18 protein-coding genes are annotated in these 15,997 nt (G+C 36.3%); 14 read left to right on the forward strand and 4 right to left on the reverse strand.

The window, feature by feature from the left end; all coding sequences use genetic code 11:
* Window positions 1-131 precede the first annotated feature (131 nt).
* Window positions 132-278 carry a BH0509 family protein gene (locus GH715_RS01405; protein ID WP_153836873.1) on the reverse strand — a complete coding sequence of 49 codons (147 nt, stop codon included), beginning with the start codon at window positions 276-278 and terminating at the stop codon, window positions 132-134.
* A gap of 282 nt (window positions 279-560) precedes the next feature.
* Here GH715_RS01405 and GH715_RS01410 point away from each other — a divergent pair, with 282 nt between their 5' ends.
* Entirely contained in the window at window positions 561-1,844 is a 1,284-nt protein-coding gene (locus tag GH715_RS01410) for an NCS2 family permease (RefSeq protein ID WP_153836874.1), read from the forward strand.
* Between the two features lie 113 nt (window positions 1,845-1,957).
* On the opposite strand, the gene GH715_RS01415 is transcribed toward GH715_RS01410, so the two are convergent.
* On the reverse strand, window positions 1,958-2,872 hold the full coding sequence (locus tag GH715_RS01415) for a VOC family protein (protein WP_153836875.1): 915 nt from the start codon (window positions 2,870-2,872) through the stop codon (window positions 1,958-1,960).
* Between the two features lie 148 nt (window positions 2,873-3,020).
* Window positions 3,021-3,488: a GyrI-like domain-containing protein gene (locus tag GH715_RS01420; RefSeq protein WP_153836876.1), complete on the reverse strand. Its 468-nt coding sequence runs from the start codon at window positions 3,486-3,488 to the stop codon at window positions 3,021-3,023.
* Window positions 3,489-3,729: 241 nt separating this feature from the next.
* Here GH715_RS01420 and GH715_RS01425 point away from each other — a divergent pair, with 241 nt between their 5' ends.
* Window positions 3,730-4,575 carry a metallophosphoesterase family protein gene (locus tag GH715_RS01425; RefSeq protein ID WP_153836877.1) on the forward strand — a complete coding sequence of 282 codons (846 nt, stop codon included), beginning with the start codon at window positions 3,730-3,732 and terminating at the stop codon, window positions 4,573-4,575.
* 112 nt (window positions 4,576-4,687) lie between these two features.
* Here GH715_RS01425 and GH715_RS21710 read toward each other — a convergent pair whose 3' ends face one another.
* Entirely contained in the window at window positions 4,688-4,816 is a 129-nt protein-coding gene (locus tag GH715_RS21710) for a hypothetical protein (RefSeq protein ID WP_267463684.1), read from the reverse strand.
* 268 nt (window positions 4,817-5,084) lie between these two features.
* Here GH715_RS21710 and GH715_RS01430 point away from each other — a divergent pair, with 268 nt between their 5' ends.
* From GH715_RS01430 to GH715_RS01485, 12 genes are all read left to right on the forward strand, one after another.
* Window positions 5,085-5,291, forward strand: a complete 207-nt coding sequence (locus GH715_RS01430; protein ID WP_205601829.1) for an SMP-30/gluconolactonase/LRE family protein — start codon at window positions 5,085-5,087, stop codon at window positions 5,289-5,291.
* A 319-nt stretch (window positions 5,292-5,610) separates the two neighbouring features.
* Window positions 5,611-5,919 (forward strand): PTS sugar transporter subunit IIB, encoded by a 309-nt coding sequence (locus GH715_RS01435; RefSeq protein ID WP_153836879.1) that lies wholly within the window; start codon window positions 5,611-5,613, stop codon window positions 5,917-5,919.
* 26 nt (window positions 5,920-5,945) lie between these two features.
* The gene (celB, locus tag GH715_RS01440; RefSeq protein ID WP_153836880.1) at window positions 5,946-7,232 is read left to right on the forward strand and encodes a PTS cellobiose transporter subunit IIC; all 1,287 of its coding nucleotides are present in this window, start codon (window positions 5,946-5,948) and stop codon (window positions 7,230-7,232) included.
* Window positions 7,233-7,283: 51 nt separating this feature from the next.
* Entirely contained in the window at window positions 7,284-7,589 is a 306-nt protein-coding gene (locus GH715_RS01445) for a PTS sugar transporter subunit IIA (protein ID WP_153836889.1), read from the forward strand.
* 12 nt (window positions 7,590-7,601) lie between these two features.
* Complete coding sequence (locus GH715_RS01450; RefSeq protein ID WP_153836881.1) at window positions 7,602-8,984, forward strand: glycoside hydrolase family 1 protein; 1,383 nt, start codon at window positions 7,602-7,604, stop codon at window positions 8,982-8,984.
* A gap of 85 nt (window positions 8,985-9,069) precedes the next feature.
* Complete coding sequence (locus tag GH715_RS01455; RefSeq protein ID WP_153836882.1) at window positions 9,070-10,992, forward strand: BglG family transcription antiterminator; 1,923 nt, start codon at window positions 9,070-9,072, stop codon at window positions 10,990-10,992.
* A gap of 257 nt (window positions 10,993-11,249) precedes the next feature.
* Window positions 11,250-12,065: a ZIP family metal transporter gene (locus GH715_RS01460; protein ID WP_153836883.1), complete on the forward strand. Its 816-nt coding sequence runs from the start codon at window positions 11,250-11,252 to the stop codon at window positions 12,063-12,065.
* A 466-nt stretch (window positions 12,066-12,531) separates the two neighbouring features.
* Window positions 12,532-12,846 (forward strand): PadR family transcriptional regulator, encoded by a 315-nt coding sequence (locus tag GH715_RS01465; protein WP_153836884.1) that lies wholly within the window; start codon window positions 12,532-12,534, stop codon window positions 12,844-12,846.
* A gap of 69 nt (window positions 12,847-12,915) precedes the next feature.
* Window positions 12,916-13,737: an undecaprenyl-diphosphate phosphatase gene (locus GH715_RS01470; RefSeq protein WP_153836885.1), complete on the forward strand. Its 822-nt coding sequence runs from the start codon at window positions 12,916-12,918 to the stop codon at window positions 13,735-13,737.
* Between the two features lie 51 nt (window positions 13,738-13,788).
* Window positions 13,789-14,427 carry a hypothetical protein gene (locus GH715_RS01475; protein ID WP_153836886.1) on the forward strand — a complete coding sequence of 213 codons (639 nt, stop codon included), beginning with the start codon at window positions 13,789-13,791 and terminating at the stop codon, window positions 14,425-14,427.
* 393 nt (window positions 14,428-14,820) lie between these two features.
* Window positions 14,821-14,988, forward strand: coding sequence for a hypothetical protein (locus GH715_RS01480; protein WP_205601830.1), 168 nt, complete (start codon window positions 14,821-14,823; stop codon window positions 14,986-14,988).
* A 161-nt stretch (window positions 14,989-15,149) separates the two neighbouring features.
* A partial coding sequence (locus GH715_RS01485) for an RNA-guided endonuclease TnpB family protein (RefSeq protein ID WP_163578386.1) occupies window positions 15,150-15,997 on the forward strand: 848 nt, incomplete at its 3' end.

The following is a 15,997-nucleotide window of genomic DNA, read 5'->3' on the forward strand; positions in this document are numbered from 1 at the left end:
TACGGGGATAGCTTGGTAAAGAAGAGAAACCACTGTTAGTGAAAAAATAAACTAATAAGTACGCTCTGTTCCCAAGAATCCCCCACTTCGAACATCCTGAAAGGAGGTTAAGTGGGGGTAGTTCAACAATCTTACATCAAATCATATACAGATTCCTCGAAATAGAGCCAGTGAAAATATTCTATTTGTTCGTCTGTCATGTTGAAGATGGTTTCTTCAGTAAATTTGTTTTTCTCTAGTAGGTGTTCCATTTTGTCATTTCTTTCTAATTGGCTCATATGAAGTCCTCCTCATGCTCTTCTTTCAAAGAGTTATACATTTAATGAAGCGTTTTCATATTGTTATCTTTATTATAAATCGCGATATGAGATAATACAAATATCAATTTGAGAACGATTGGACATGAAGTAATATGAGGTTGTTATAGTTAGCAGAAATCGTGTGAGTACTGGGCAAATTGGCCAATTAGAGTTGACAACTTCCTTAAATTTAATACAATATAAGTTGGCTCTTTTATTAGAGCGGGTCGGGAGAGGGATAATTGAATAGAAGGAATTACATTGAGAAAAGGTATTTTTCAATTAAAACAACATGAGACTAGCGTAAAACAAGAATTGTCTGCGGGATTAATCGGTTTTTTCACGATTGCTTATATTATTGCAGTGAATTCCTTGATCTTATCAGAAGCGGGTGTTCCTTTAGAAGGAGCAGTACTAGGAACCATCCTTACTTCTTTTGTCGGTTGTCTGATAATGGGGCTATATGCCAATGCTCCAATCCTAGTCGTTCCGGGTATGGGGATCAATGCGATGTTTACTTATACGCTTGTACAGTCGATGGAGCTTACGTGGCAGCAAGCGCTCGGAGTTACTACTGTATCTGGTCTTGTTTTCACATTGATTGCATTTTCATCGCTGACAACGGTGATAAAAAATGCGATTCCAGAATCGATTAAGCTGGCGATTAATATCGGAATTGGACTATTTCTTATGTTGATCGGTTTAGAGAAGGGGCATCTAGTTGAACGAGGCGATCAATCTATTATTGCCTTGGGAGATTTCAGTGATCCTGCTGTCTTTGCGACAATCGTTACCTTTATCATTGCGTTAATATTATTTATTCGCAATGTCAAAGGTAACTTCTTATGGACGATTCTGTTTGGAACGGGAATAGCCTTTTTATTAGGAGTACTACCTTCTAAAACAAATGAGTCATTTTCGTTGCAAGGATATCAAGAAGTATTTGGAGCTTTTTCTTTTGTTGATTGGGCAACATTACCGTATTTAGTTGCGGTATTTTCAATTACTATGGTTGTGTTATTTGAGAATGTTGGTTTAACGTATAGCCATGTAGTTGCAACAAATCGCCCAGAGAAGTTTAAGAAAGCTTTTCAGGCAAATGGAATTTCGGTTATGTTATCTGGTCTTTTTGGCTCGAGTCCGACCGTATCAACTGCGGAAACAACGGCAGCTATTACGGCAGGTGGCCGAACAGGATTAACGACGATTACGACAGGTTTCTTGTTTTTAATTGTTACGTTTTTTATTCCATATATCCAAATGCTTCCTTCCAATGCGATTGCGCCGGTATTGATGATCATCGGAGGACTTATGATTCAAGATATCAAGAAATTAGATTTACGTGATCTAAGTGAGTCTTTTCCTGCGATATTTATTATTGTGATGATACCTTTCACCTATAGCATTGCAGATGGAATTGCAATTGGATTTATTCTTTATGTGATTTTGAAATTAAGTACAGGGAGTGCACGGAAAGTATCTTTCACACTTTATGTGATCGCTTGTCTGTTTTTACTTCATTTCATTATTCACTTTGCTGTTTGAGTCTTTGAATTTTCAAAGGCTCTTTTTTTATAGCAGTAGGCATTACTATAGTTTAAAAAAGGAAGGCTTTTCGCTAAACTTGACGATAAGCCTTCCTTTTCTTGGTGATAATGCTACCTCGTATACGCTTTCTGCAACTCCACCACATCAAGCTTCTTCATTTTTAGAGTAGCTTGATTAACACGTTCAATTTGTTCTGGTGTGCCTTCTCTCATGATTTTATTCATTGCCTTTGGAACTATTTGCCATGAAATTCCGTACTTATCTTTTAACCATCCGCATTGTTCGGATTCAGGAACCGCAGACAGTTTGTTCCAGTAGTAATCAATCTCATCTTGTGTGTCGCAATATACCATGAATGAGACTGCTTCATTGAAATTGAATGCATGATCTTGAGCACTGTCCATTGCTGCAAACCAATTATTTTCGAGCATGAAGTCCGCAAACATAATTGTTCCTTCCTTATCAGGCTCCATCCCTCGAGGATAGCGGGCAATTTGTCCCTGCCGTGAATTTCTAAATAAGGACAAATAAAAATGAATCGCCTCTTCCGCTTTTCCGCATTTTTCTCCAACAAACATTAGTGAGGGTACTATTGTAGGGCGCTCTTCACCTTCTGGATCGGAGAGGATTAATTGCCAGGATAAACCATACTTGTCTTGAATCCAACCATATTTCTCGCTAAATGGATATTTATCAAGTGGCATTAATACCGTGCCACCTTCGGACAATTGGTTCCAAACGTCATCTAATTTCTCACTCGCGTCTTTCTCTCTTGAAGGATCAAAATTAACCATAAAAGACACTGACGGGTTGAATGTGAAATAAGGCTCTGCGCTAATTGCCATGAACTGATGTCCCCACAGCTCAAATGAGATTAAATCAGCGTCACCTGATGGAGTGTCTTTAAGCACTGTACGATTTGTAATTCTGGAGCCAGGAAAAATAGTCGTATAAAACGTTGCAGCTTCATTCGCTTCCTTGTCATACCATAAATGGGGAATAATATTTTGATTAAGTCTGGACATAGTGCTTCCTCCTTTTTGTTTTAGTTTACCATTTGAATTGGGGCTGGATTTCTTATAATTTGCTATATACACCACGGTTTAGGGACCAAAAATATAAGTCCCCCAAAGGAAGTAAAAGGGAAGGAAAAATAAGATGACAATTGCTAAGTTAGCATATCATTATTGGTATCCAAATCTCCATCTCATAGTCATTTGTTTCTTCTTTCCCGAACATATTAGTTGCTACCATTTCAATTTCGGGCATTCCTTTTTTAATATGATAACCTTGCTCTTCAAATATGTTCCATAGTTTTCCATAACTATTCGGAATTTCTTTAGCATGACCAATATGTTTAAATACCACATATTTTTGTGAAGGAAAGGTATGTAATGTCATTCCTTGTTCAACTTTGTGGAAATCAACAGACTCTATTTCCATACCACAAGTGTAGAAATAATGGTCACTTCTTGGGGGAAGACATACTCCAACTATTTTACTTATCTTGTACTTACTAAAAAAACGATATGATTTCTCTAATAATTGCGGAATAGGATTAACCATATCTCCATTCCATTTTCCTGCTCCACTAAAACCAATTAATACAAATGAACTTTTGAAAGCTTCTCTAAATTTCATATTCTCGTCCTTTGCTTCTCCTTATTTTCCCATAGGTGCTTACATGTCCACCTGCTGAGTTAGGGAATGAAGTAAGAGTTCATTACACTTTATTATACAAAACATACGTTCCTGTTTAATGATACCAAATTTAACCAAATAAGCAGAGGTATTTATCTTTTGTAGTAAATTTACGTTTTTTTACTAAATGTTTATGTTCAATTAACATTAGTAAGGTATCCTTGAACTGAGGAGGGATTAGATGAAATTTGCTGTAATAGGTGATTTGCATTTTCCAAAAGTTGATTCGAGTGTTGAAGGATTGGAAGAAGCGAAGTGGGATTTCTATCGTTCTTTTCTAGATCATTTTCTTGGTAATGAAGCGGATCTACATATTTCACTTGGTGACCTAACTCATTATGGTACTACAGATGAGCTTGAAGAAGTTTATCAGATCATTAATAGTAAAGATAGAAATTTCTATCATGTATTAGGCAATCATGATTTGTATGCACAATCTATTGAGAATGTCTTAAAAATAACTGGTCAACCTTTATATCATACCATTGCTAAAGGAAATGCAATTTTTGCCTTTTTGAATACTGCAAAAGAAATGGATTATGAGGATTGGGGTGGATCAATTAACCAAGAGCAATTGGCTTGGTTAGAAGAAGTCGTCGAAGCATCTGGAACAAAACCACTCTTTGTCTTTGCACACCATCCAGTATACAATACAACCTCCCGCTCTGATATCGATAAATTATCTATCGACTCCAACATAGATATGTGGCGCGTCTTAGAAAAGAAAAAAGGGCAAGCTGTTTACTTTAATGGCCATAACCATCAAAACTCTATAGTGCACCAAGGTAACTGGACATTTGTGCAAGTTGCGGCTTGTTTAGATGAGCAAGCATGGCGTGCGGTAGAGCTCACAGATAATCATATCATCATTTCCCATCATAAAGTCACTAATCCTCTAATGTCGAACCATGCAGCATTTATATCCGAACATATGAATTATTTTCACCCTACACCAGAAGCGGCAGGTACAGAGAAAGATATACAATGTGTACTTCCTATTCGTGCAGTTAGCGAAATAACACCTTAACATGTAAAAATAATATATATCCTCATTAAAAGGGATTGTCCTAGCATTTAACTAATGATAAGACAATCCCTAATAGTCATTTTATTTATTCAAGCTGTTTTTCCCTACATTATTATCGTTCAAAATCAATAGTTTCTTCTGCATCTAAATAAATAGCTGTTTCTTTTGGCTTCGTGCCTGCTAGTTTTACACCATTTCGACAAGATGCTAATACTTCTGATAAGAGAGGGGAAATTCTCATACAACTAGTTTGGAAGATTTCCCACCAAGCTTATTAACAAAAAAGCTTCCTGCCCAACTGACAAGAAGCTTTTGACAAAAAGGTACAAGTGTCTTGTAAAATATACACGTGTCACCTATTTTCAAATCCGTTGTCCTTGTCGCCTTACGGACTGAATTAAAGGTACCAATATTTAATTGAAGTTATTATTTCAAGGTTGTCGATCTTTGTCAATAACAGAATGATTATACAGATCGCTAAGTAGATGGAATCCGGAAACAGGAAGATTTTGTCTACGGTAGAAGTGCTGGCACAAAACATTACATCCTGTGCTTTTGGTGGAGATGATTTTGACACACTTTACATAACAACAGTAAGAGAGGGGATGACTGATGAGGGACTGGCAAATCTACCCCTGTCCGGAAGTCTATTCTCTATTCAACCTAATGTAAGAGGATTGCTAGCGAACCGGTTTAAAGAGAGAAATATTACATAACATTGAGACAAGGAGCTCAGTCTATATTTAGAATAATAAAAAACAATAGTAAAATAGATAGCTCGTTTCCCCTGATTAATTTGTAAAAAGTTGATCAGGGGTTTTGTATTTCTAAGACTAGTGTTCACTATGTATGTAGGAAAATCATTATATCTATACAAGTCATTGTGTATGTTCTTTACATAATCTTTTACGAGATTTTTTCACTTCGCATAACTTCTTCCTCCATATGAGGGAAATTTAATATATTCAAATTTATCCGTTTTCAATTTACTATAGAACTACATTAGAAATTACAAATTATTTGGAGGGATTATTTATGAAAAAGATTTTATTAGCTTGTTCATCAGGCATGTCAACAAGTATGTTAGTTTCAAAAATGGAGGAAGTAGCAAACAATAAAGAAATAGATGTGGAAATTTGGGCAGTAGGACAAGACAAAGCACAAGAAGATATGAAAAAGGCGGATGTGCTTTTAATTGGTCCACAAATGCGTTTTATGAAGAAAAAATTTGAAGCAATTGCAGGTGAAGCTGGTATTCCACTTGATGTAATTGATCCGATTGCCTATGGAAGAGTAGATGGAGAAGCAGTATTAAATAAAGCGCTAGAACTTATTGGTGATTAAGTTTTACGCAACACGGGGGGACAATCATGAATAAAATGATGGAACTACTAGAGAAGTTTTTGTTGCCGATTGCAGATAAATTAAATAACAATCGTTATCTATCAGCATTACGAGATGGATTTATGGTTGCATTACCATTAATTATCTTTGGTTCTATATTTGTTGTTATTGCAAATTTACCATTTTTAGATAAATTGCTTGGTGAAGATGCTTATGCTGCGTATCAGGATGCTCTGGGTCCAGCATCGGCTGCAACATTAAGCATTATGGGGCTATTTGTTATTATCGGTATAGGTTATAAATTAATCGAACAATATGAGCTGGATGCTATTTATGGAGGCGTTGTAGCATTAGCAGCCTTTTTAATTTTAACGCCACAAACGCTTGAGGATGTAAACGGTGTAATCCCAACTTCATCCTTAGGTGCTGAAGGAATGTTCTTAGGAATTATTACTGCTTTTACTTCAGCTGAATTATATCGATACTTTGTGCAAAAGAACTGGATGATTAAAATGCCAAATGGTGTTCCAGGTGCAGTATCGCGATCATTTAGTGCATTAATTCCGATTACGTTAACATTATCCGTGTTTTTAATTGTAAGAATTATTTTTAGCTATACACCATTTGATACTATACAAAATTTCATTTATACGATCGTTCAAGAACCATTAACTGCTTTAGGTAGTGGTTTACCGGCAACAATTGTCGCGGTTCTATTAATTCAAGTATTTTGGTTCTTTGGCTTACATGGTCAAATTATTGTGAACTCTGTATTTGATCCGATTTGGTATACGTTAAATGATCAGAACTTGCAAGCATTTCAAGCTGGGCAGGAATTACCAAATATCATTACCAAGCAGTTTGTTGATACGTTCTTGGTAGGTATGGGTGGGTCAGGAATGACGCTGGCTGTTATTATCTTGATCTTCTTAATTGGTCGAAGTAGGCAGTTGAAAGAATTAGGTAAGCTAGCAGGACCAGCAGGAATATTCAATGTAAATGAACCGTTAATCTTCGGTTTACCCATTATTATGAACCCAATCATTATTATTCCATGGCTTATCGCACCAGTAGTCGTAACTATTATTACTTATTTTGCTATGGCAAGTGGTTTGGTTCCAGCACCAGCAGGGATCATTGTACCATGGACAACACCACCTCTTATAAGTGGATTTTTAGCAACAGGTAATGCTTGGCAAGGAGCGGTATTGCAGTTATTTAACTTGCTTGTAGTATGTATTATCTGGTGGCCATTCTTGAAAATGCTAGACAAAAATTATTACGAATCAGAACAAGAAGCTACTGATAAATAAATAGAAAACAATTTATATAATCATATTTTGGGGTGTGACAGTATGGATAATATGGACAAGGTAACAGAAATTGCCTTTCAAATCATTTTATATGCTGGAAATGGGCGTTCCAGTGCGATGGAAGCTATCCAATTAGCGAAAGAGAATCAATTTGAGGAAGCAGATCAATTAATAAAAGACGCAACAAAAGAATTAGAAAAAGCACATGGTTTCCAAACTCAACTACTACAAGAAGAAGCAAGTGGGACAGGTGCGAGTGTGAATGTTATCTTGGTTCATTCACAAGACCATTTGATGACTGCTATGACTGTTAGAGATCTAGCAACAGAAATCATTGATATTTACCGAAATAAATAAGGAGGGCCAATTATGACAGTAGAATATAAATTTCCTGAAGGATTTTGGTGGGGAAGTGCAACATCTGCAACACAAATCGAAGGTGCTACAGGCAAAAAAGGCAAAAACATTTGGGATCATTGGTATGAAGTAGAGTCTAATCGTTTCTTTGACAATGTAGGACCTGAAGTAACATCTGATTTTTACCACCGTTACCAAGAAGATATTCAATTAATGAAGCAGACAGGTCACAATACATTCCGACTATCTATTTCATGGGCACGACTCATTCCAGAAGGTAGAGGTCAAGTAGATCAAGAAGCTGTACAATTTTATAACAAAATTTTAGATGAATTAATAGCAAACGATATTGAACCATTTGTTAATCTCTTCCACTTTGATATGCCACTTGCATTACAAGAAGAAGGTGGCTGGGAGAGCAGAGCAGTAGTTGATGCATATGTTGAATATGCAAAAGAAGCTTTTCGACTCTTTGGAGATAAAGTGAAAAAATGGTTTACTTTCAATGAGCCAATTGTTCCTGTTGAAGGTGGCTATTTATATGATTTTCATTATCCGAATGTAGTCGATGCTAGAAGAGCAGCACAAGTTGCATACCATACAGCATTAGCTAGTGCGAAAGCAATTGAAGTATTTAGAACAGTTGATGTGCAAGATGGTAAAATTGGTATCGTGTTAAATCTAACACCATCTTATCCTAGAAGTAATCATCCAGCAGATTTAAAAGCTTCCCGGATTGCTGATTTATTCTTTAACCGTAGTTTCTTAGATCCTGCTGTCTTAGGAGAGTATCCACAAGAATTGGTTGATATTTTAGGAGAACATGGTCAACTTCCTGAAACACAACCAGGAGATGCAGAAATTTTAAAAGCGAATACGGTTGATATTCTTGGTGTAAACTATTACCAACCACGTCGCGTAAAAGCGAAAGAACATTTACCTAATCCACATAGTCCATTTATGCCAGAATGGTACTTTGATCACTATGAAATGCCTGGACGTAAAATGAATATTTATCGTGGTTGGGAAATTTACGAAAAAGGATTATATGATATTATGATCAACTTAAAAGAAAACTATGGTAATATTGAATCATTCGTATCTGAAAATGGTATGGGTGTTCAAGACGAACATCGTTTCTTACAAGATGGTCAAATCCAAGACGATTACCGCATTGAATTCGTGCAAGAACATTTAAAATGGTTACACCGTGCGATTCAAGAAGGCTGTAATACGAAAGGTTATCATATGTGGACATTTATGGATAACTGGTCTTGGTCAAATGCTTACAAAAACCGCTATGGATTCGTCTCAGTAAACATTGACACACAAGAACGAACGGTGAAGAAAAGTGGAGAATGGTTTAAACAAGTAGCAGAAAATAATGGTTTTTAATTAGTTGATAGAATGAAAAGGAGCTGGTGAATGGGGTCAGCTCCCTTTTCGTTATGGAAGTGCGTTACAGTTAGGAGAAATTATTATGTTAGATGCTCGATTAAGAAATATATTACGTGAATTGATGGCCGAGCAATCGCCTGTTTCAAGTACCTTCTTAGCGAATGTCAATAATGTAACATCGCGAACAACAAGGGAAGACGTGAAGCGATTAAATCAGTTTATTAGTTCACATGGTGCGATGATTGAATCCGTGATGGGAAAAGGTTACCTTTTAAAGGTGAAAAATGACAACGAATACAAAAAATTCCTTAACAACTATTTTACCCATGAATTACCAGATAAAGAGAAGGTTCCTCGCTCACCAGAACAGCGGATCACTTATATCATGAACCGTTTGTTATTGGCAGAAGATTATTTGAAGTTAGAGAGTTTAGCTGATGAGATATTTATTAGTAAATCCACGATTCAAAACGACATCAAAGAAGTTAGAAAGATATTAGAGAAATATCACTTAACATTAGATTCTCGTCCAAATTATGGGATGAAAGTGCAAGGTAACGAATTGAATAGACGTTTTTGTATGGCTGAATATATTTTTGATCGTAATGAGCCGATAACGGAAGTGAATCTAGATGGCATATCACCATCTACTTTAGAAATGATCATGGAAATTATTTTAGCAGAAATAACCGCCAATCAAATTACATTATCAGATATCGCAATCAAAAATTTAGCGATCCATATTTTAATTGCCTATAAACGAATCAATAATGGTTATTATATTAAAATGGTCAACCAAGATTTACTGGAAATATACGAACAGCCCGAATATGAAGTGGCAACATTGATTGTGAATAAAATAGAGGAAGCTTTTTCGGTATCATTTCCTGAAACAGAAACAGCGTATATTGCGATGCATCTGTTAGGGACGAAAATGATGCTGCAACCTCGTGGTGTGAGAGAAAATGTCATGGATCCTAACATCATTTCATTAGTCAATGTAGCCTTAGCAAAGGTCGAAGAAAAGTTACAATTGGGGATCCAAGATGATCAAGAATTAATCATGGCCTTGTATTTACATTTAAAACCAGCAATTAATCGATTTAAGTATGGGATGAACATACGAAATCCCATGTTAGAGGATATTAAACGAAATTATCCGCTTGCTTTTGAAGCTGGTGTGATTGCAGGCTTAGTGATTGAAGAAAAAACAAATGCAGAAATTGATGAAAATGAAGTTGGATATTTAGCGCTTCATATTGGATCCGCTATTGAAAGACGAAATTTAAAAAATGGTCCAAAACGATGTTTGATTGTGTGTGCATCAGGATTAGGCACTTCACAGTTAATCTATTATAAATTAAAATCAAAATTTGGCCAAAATCTCGACATTGTGGGAACCACGGAGTATTATCAGCTTCACCAATACAATTTGCAAAATATCGATTTTATCGTAAGCTCTATACCAATACCAGAGAAGTTACCTATACAAGTGATAGAAGTGAATGCGATTTTAGGAGATCAAGACATCAGCAGAATAGAAAAGTTAGTATCAGAAGATAATCAAATGGTGGATGCTTATATTGATGAACAGATGACATTTATTCAACAAGAGATGCACACTAAAGAGGCGGTGTTATCCTTTATGGCGGAGCAATTAGATTCTATGAATTTGGTTGAGGAAGGGTTTTTAGATGCCGTGTTAGAACGTGAAGAAATAGCACCTACCTCATTCGGCAATTTGGTCGCGATACCACATCCAATTATTCCTAAAACGGAAAAAACGTTTGTTGCTATTTGTACATTAGAAAAACCGATAACATGGATGAACAAACAGGTACAGTTTGTCTGTATGCTTTGTGTAAAGAAAGACAGTCAAGAAGATTTACAAGCGATGTATAAATGGTTAGAAAAGGTAATAGATAGTCGCTCTATTGTACAGCAATTGGTAAAGGCGAAAACATTTGATGAATTAAGAGAAATTTTGTTGTTTAATGAAAGATAATTCTAGTCATGAAATAAAGTGATATGATGACCAGTGTATACGAATTTGGCATTGACCCGATTCATTTTGGAATTATTATGATTAGCGATTGAGATGTTAACACCGCCATTTGGACAGTACCATCAACTCGGTACTGTTTCTTCTTTTTTCTGGAACATTAAATGTAGATACTGGTAAAATTAGTGTTAAACTGTAATAACTAGTTATTTAAAATAGTGTAACTCTCTAACATTTAAGGAAGGGGACCTTTCTTCATCATGATTGATTTTTTTCAGAATTTTAATCCAATCATACAAGCACTTATCGCTACTTTATTTACTTGGGGAATGACTGCATTAGGAGCGAGTCTCGTTTTTGCAACGAAAAGTATCAATCAACGGTTAATGGATAGTATGTTGGGATTTGCTGGCGGTGTCATGATTGCTGCTAGTTATTGGTCTTTGTTAGGTCCTTCGATTGAATTATCTGAAGGAAACACAATTGGAGCATGGTTTCCAGCAGCCATTGGTTTTATGTTAGGTGGTGTTTTCTTATGGGGGATTGATAAGATTTTACCCCACTTACATCCTAATACCCCTGTTGAAGAAGCAGAAGGAATTCATCAGAAAAAAAGAAAAAGAAGTACACTGCTAGTTCTTGCGATCACACTCCATAATATCCCAGAGGGTCTGGCAGTTGGCATTGCTTTCGGTGCCCTTGCAAATGGTGGAACAGAAGCTTCTTTAGCCGGTGCTATCACATTAGCACTCGGCATTGGTATTCAAAACTTTCCCGAAGGAGTCGCAGTTTCGATGCCATTAAGAGCAGAAGGAATGTCTCGATCTAAAAGCTTCCAATATGGGCAATTTTCGGGAATGGTCGAACCGATTGCTGCTGTCATTGGGGCATTTGCTGTTTCTTTTATCGAACCATTACTACCGTACGCATTAAGCTTTGCGGCTGGTGCGATGATCTTCGTTGTAGCAGAAGAAGTGATCCCAAGTTCACAAGAAAAAGGTAATAAAGACTTGGCTTCGATGAGTTTAATGATTGGTTTTACATTAATGATGATTCTTGATGTAGCACTGGGATAATAAGCTTCATCATATTTAGTAAAAAGATGTGTTGCTAAATTTTTAGGTTTAGCAATGCATCTTTTTTTATAGGACAAGAAAGTATAAAATTTGCGGAGATGTCTAGCTCCGAGCGCCCAGAAACTAGGCGACTTCACGAATCGCCCTACGATAAGTCATCATCGGTTCGTAAACTCACCGTGATTCCTTTATCTCAGTTGATGCTGAAGTCGCTACGTTTCTAAACGGGCGCTCTGCGCTTTTCTTTTTATATGGAAGGAAAATAGGCAGCCGAATCGGTGGTTAAGCTGTTCAAGTATTTTAAAATGAATACTAGAGAAATGATAAATCTGTAGCTTTATTCGTTAGGACTGAGCGTTATTTGCTCAGTTTTTATTATTTGAAAAATTACCTTGTATTATTAAGTAATATGCTATATACTGAAAATTACTTAATATTATCAAGTAATTAGGTAGGGGGCGGATCATTGAATAAGGAAATGCTGAAGGGTACTATTGATCTTCTTATACTTTCACTTCTGAAGGAGAAGGATGGGTATGGATATGATATATCGAAACGGATTAAAGATAAATCGGACGGTTCCTTCCATATACAAGAACCAACACTTTATTTGTCGTTAAAGCGTTTAGAGAAAAACGGTGCCATTACTTCTTACTGGGGGAAAGAGAGTCAAGGTGGTAAAAGAAAATATTATTCAATAACGGAATTGGGACTTGAACAGTATAATCAGTATAAAAAAGACTGGGAGCTTATGGCCCAGTTAGTAAAACACTTTTTATAAGAGGTTATTCAAAAAGAGAGTACATATGAAGGGTTTGATATGAACCTAAAGTTTGAGGAGGATATAGAGATGGAAGTATTTTCAGAATTATGGACAGTTACAAAATATTTGTTATTAGGTTTGACGCAAGGGATCACGGAGCCTATTCCGATTTCTTCAAGTGGGCATCTTATCATATTAAGGGAGCTTTTTGGCATTGAAGCTACTGGTCTTTCGTTTGAGATATTTGTTAATTTTGCTTCTCTTTTAGCGGTTCTCGTTATCTATAGAACGGATATCATCCGGCTAGCCAAAAATGGTGTGCAATTTGTTGTTACCCGTGAACATGAGCAAAAGAGTGATTTTCAATTTATCATTTACTTAATTATTGCTACCATTCCTGTGGGTGTCATTGGGGTACTTTTCGGAGATGTAATTAGCGAATGGCTTAGTAATACTAAAGTTGTAGGTATTACATTACTCATTACTGCAGCTGCGTTGTGGATCATTCGTAATCTTAAAGGTAGAAAGTACGATGGAGATTTATCTGTAAAAGATTCGGTTATTGTTGGAGTGGCTCAGGCTATAGCTGTAACACCAGGTATCAGTCGTTCAGGAGCTTCGATTGTAGGATCTATGCTTGTAGGAATGAAGCAGGAAACAGCGTTAAGATTTTCATTCTTACTCTATATTCCGGTAAGCCTCGGAACAGGTATTTTAGAAATTCCCGAAATTGTAAATGATCCAAACTTTTCAGAGTTAGTTATCCCGTATGTGATTGCGTTCGTAGCTACTTTTATTGCAACGTTATTTTCTTTGAAGTGGTTTATTAATATCATGACAAGAGGTAATTTGGGCTACTTCTCCTATTATTGTCTGATTGTCGGTGTTCTTGTCATTCTGTTCTTGTAGGGTAACATGAATGACTTGCTTTTAATCTTTAATAACTGGGAGGAATTTAATGTGAAACATTTCTTTAAAAAACTACTTCAGCTTAAGGACATAACCTATAGTTGGCTAATAGTTATATCGATACTAATATTCACGACTACTATTTATATTGATCTAGCGTATCATCCATCTGGATCACCAAAGGTTGCATTAGCCATATACGCAATAGCTCTTTTGATTGCCTTTATCTGGTCGGTGTTTAATTATATTGGTCATATGCGTCTAAATACTATGTACAAAAGAAATAACAATATTCAAGTATTTGTTGATAATCTCCTTTTATCCAATGATGAAAAATTAGAATTACGGACATATTTAGAAGACTATTCTCAAGATCTAATAGAGCAAGGGAAAACAAAAGAAGATGCGGTTATAACAGCTATAAATGAATTTAAGGTAAATGAATTTTCTTCTCTATCCAAGAACACTCAAATTTTCAATATGCATGCCCATTACTATTTAGGGGGATATGCATTGATTGGAATTATGGCATCGATCATATTGCTAGTAATATCAAATGTGCTTACTGATCCGCCGTTAATTTGTATCGTACTTGAGGTAACGTTCATGCTATATGGAATTGGCTTTTTCGGCCTTTTCTTTGTGTATAAACTGATGGATGTCTTCATTCATAAAAAGCTAACAATATAATATAGAAAATTTGAAGAGAATCTCACTGTATTTCTCCTCAGGTTTTCTTTTTTTATTTAAGAGAGGCTATTAATTTCCAGCAAAGTAGGAGATACTAGATTCTACTCTATGAGCTGTAGTCGACTTATTTGCCCACCTTTGTCATCATTACTTTTATATGTTTCTAGGTTGAAATTCTTCTGATTTATTAGCATGCTTTCACCAATAGCGCCTTGAATGATGATGGATATCAAATCTACAATTTGTCGACTGACCCGTTTAAATTATTGGATGTTATATTAATTTTAATTGAATGAGCGAACGGATGTGTTAATAGCTTTATATCAAAAAGCATTAGGGTAGGTGTAGAAGCAGAACTAGAATGGCTTGAAGGTGGCGATCTTTCGGGGATCAATGGAAGGATATCTGTATACATTTGTCTCTGAGTATGCCGTTGATAGTCACGTAAAAATAAAGGACCCAGCAACTGGGAAAGTATATCAGTTTATGTTGGAAAAAGAACGATCTGTTTTATCAGCACTAGGCGAGAAGACTCCCACCTCAAGGAATGAAAAGGAGTAGGTGGGAGATGAATCGCCTTCGGACAAGAGCTGGCTCACTTGCCATCTCGATTGTTCGATTATTCAAGTGCTTGCATGCTTTCTTTTTGTCCTGAAATGACCTATTCACCAAGCAAAATATGGTATAATAGCTGTATCGTGATACAGAGAGAGGTGAAAGCAATGCTCGTCCAAAAAGCCTACAAATTCCGTATCTATCCAACGAAAGAACAGGAAAGACAAATTGCGAAAACCATCGGCTGTTCTCGTTTTGTCTTCAATCATTTTTTAGCAAAATGGAACGATACATACCAAGAAACAGGGAAAGGACTGACGTATAACGCTTGTTCTGCTCAACTACCTCATTTAAAAGAAGAATGGAGCTGGTTAAAAGAAGTAGACAGCATTGCGCTCCAATCCTCCCTAAAAAACCTCTCAGATGCCTTCTCTAGATTCTTTAAACAGCAGAACAAAGCTCCGCAATTCAAGTCCAAAAAGCATCCTGTTCAATCCTACACAACGAAGCAAACAAACGGAAATATCTCCATGGAAGGGAACCAAATTAAACTACCGAAACTCGGGCTCGTTCGCTTTGTCAAAAGTCGAGAAGTCAAAGGCCGGATCCTAAATGCCACCATCAGACGTAATCCAAGCGGAAAATATTTCATCTCTATTCTTGTAGAAACAGAAGTACAACTATTAGAAAAAACAGCATCAGCTATCGGCATCGACTTAGGTATGACAGACTTTGCGATTCTTTCGGATGGACAAAAGGTGGATAATCATCGATTCACCACTAAAATGGAAAAGAAATTAAAACGAGAACAAAGAAAACTGTCCAGACGTGCCCAACATGCGAAAAACAACGGAATCGACTTACTCGATGCCAAAAACTATCAAAAACAAAAACGTAAAGTTGCGAGATTACATGAACAAGTCATGAATCAACGTGCCGACTTCCTTAACAAGTTAAGTACAGACCTCATCCAAAACCACGATGTAATCTGTATCGAAGACTTGAACACGAAAGG

Origin of the sequence: Gracilibacillus thailandensis, assembly GCF_010994055.1 — a bacterium.
In the GTDB taxonomy this organism is placed as follows: Bacteria; Bacillota; Bacilli; order Bacillales; family Amphibacillaceae; genus Gracilibacillus; species Gracilibacillus lacisalsi.

Bases quoted from the DNA above. Each gene is read 5' to 3' on its own strand.
- GH715_RS01460 (WP_153836883.1), top strand. From the start codon at position 11,250: ATGATTGATTTTTTTCAGAATTTTAATCCAATCATACAAGCACTTATC.
- GH715_RS01470 (WP_153836885.1), top strand. From the start codon at position 12,916: ATGGAAGTATTTTCAGAATTATGGACAGTTACAAAATATTTGTTATTA.
- GH715_RS01455 (WP_153836882.1), top strand. From the start codon at position 9,070: ATGTTAGATGCTCGATTAAGAAATATATTACGTGAATTGATGGCCGAG.
- GH715_RS01435 (WP_153836879.1), top strand. From the start codon at position 5,611: ATGAAAAAGATTTTATTAGCTTGTTCATCAGGCATGTCAACAAGTATG.
- GH715_RS21710 (WP_267463684.1), bottom strand. From the start codon at position 4,816: ATGAGAATTTCCCCTCTCTTATCAGAAGTATTAGCATCTTGTCGAAAT.
- GH715_RS01450 (WP_153836881.1), top strand. From the start codon at position 7,602: ATGACAGTAGAATATAAATTTCCTGAAGGATTTTGGTGGGGAAGTGCA.
- GH715_RS01445 (WP_153836889.1), top strand. From the start codon at position 7,284: ATGGACAAGGTAACAGAAATTGCCTTTCAAATCATTTTATATGCTGGA.
- GH715_RS01405 (WP_153836873.1), bottom strand. From the start codon at position 278: ATGAGCCAATTAGAAAGAAATGACAAAATGGAACACCTACTAGAGAAA.
- GH715_RS01480 (WP_205601830.1), top strand. From the start codon at position 14,821: ATGGAAGGATATCTGTATACATTTGTCTCTGAGTATGCCGTTGATAGT.
- GH715_RS01415 (WP_153836875.1), bottom strand. From the start codon at position 2,872: ATGTCCAGACTTAATCAAAATATTATTCCCCATTTATGGTATGACAAG.
- GH715_RS01425 (WP_153836877.1), top strand. From the start codon at position 3,730: ATGAAATTTGCTGTAATAGGTGATTTGCATTTTCCAAAAGTTGATTCG.
- celB (WP_153836880.1), top strand. From the start codon at position 5,946: ATGAATAAAATGATGGAACTACTAGAGAAGTTTTTGTTGCCGATTGCA.
- GH715_RS01420 (WP_153836876.1), bottom strand. From the start codon at position 3,488: ATGAAATTTAGAGAAGCTTTCAAAAGTTCATTTGTATTAATTGGTTTT.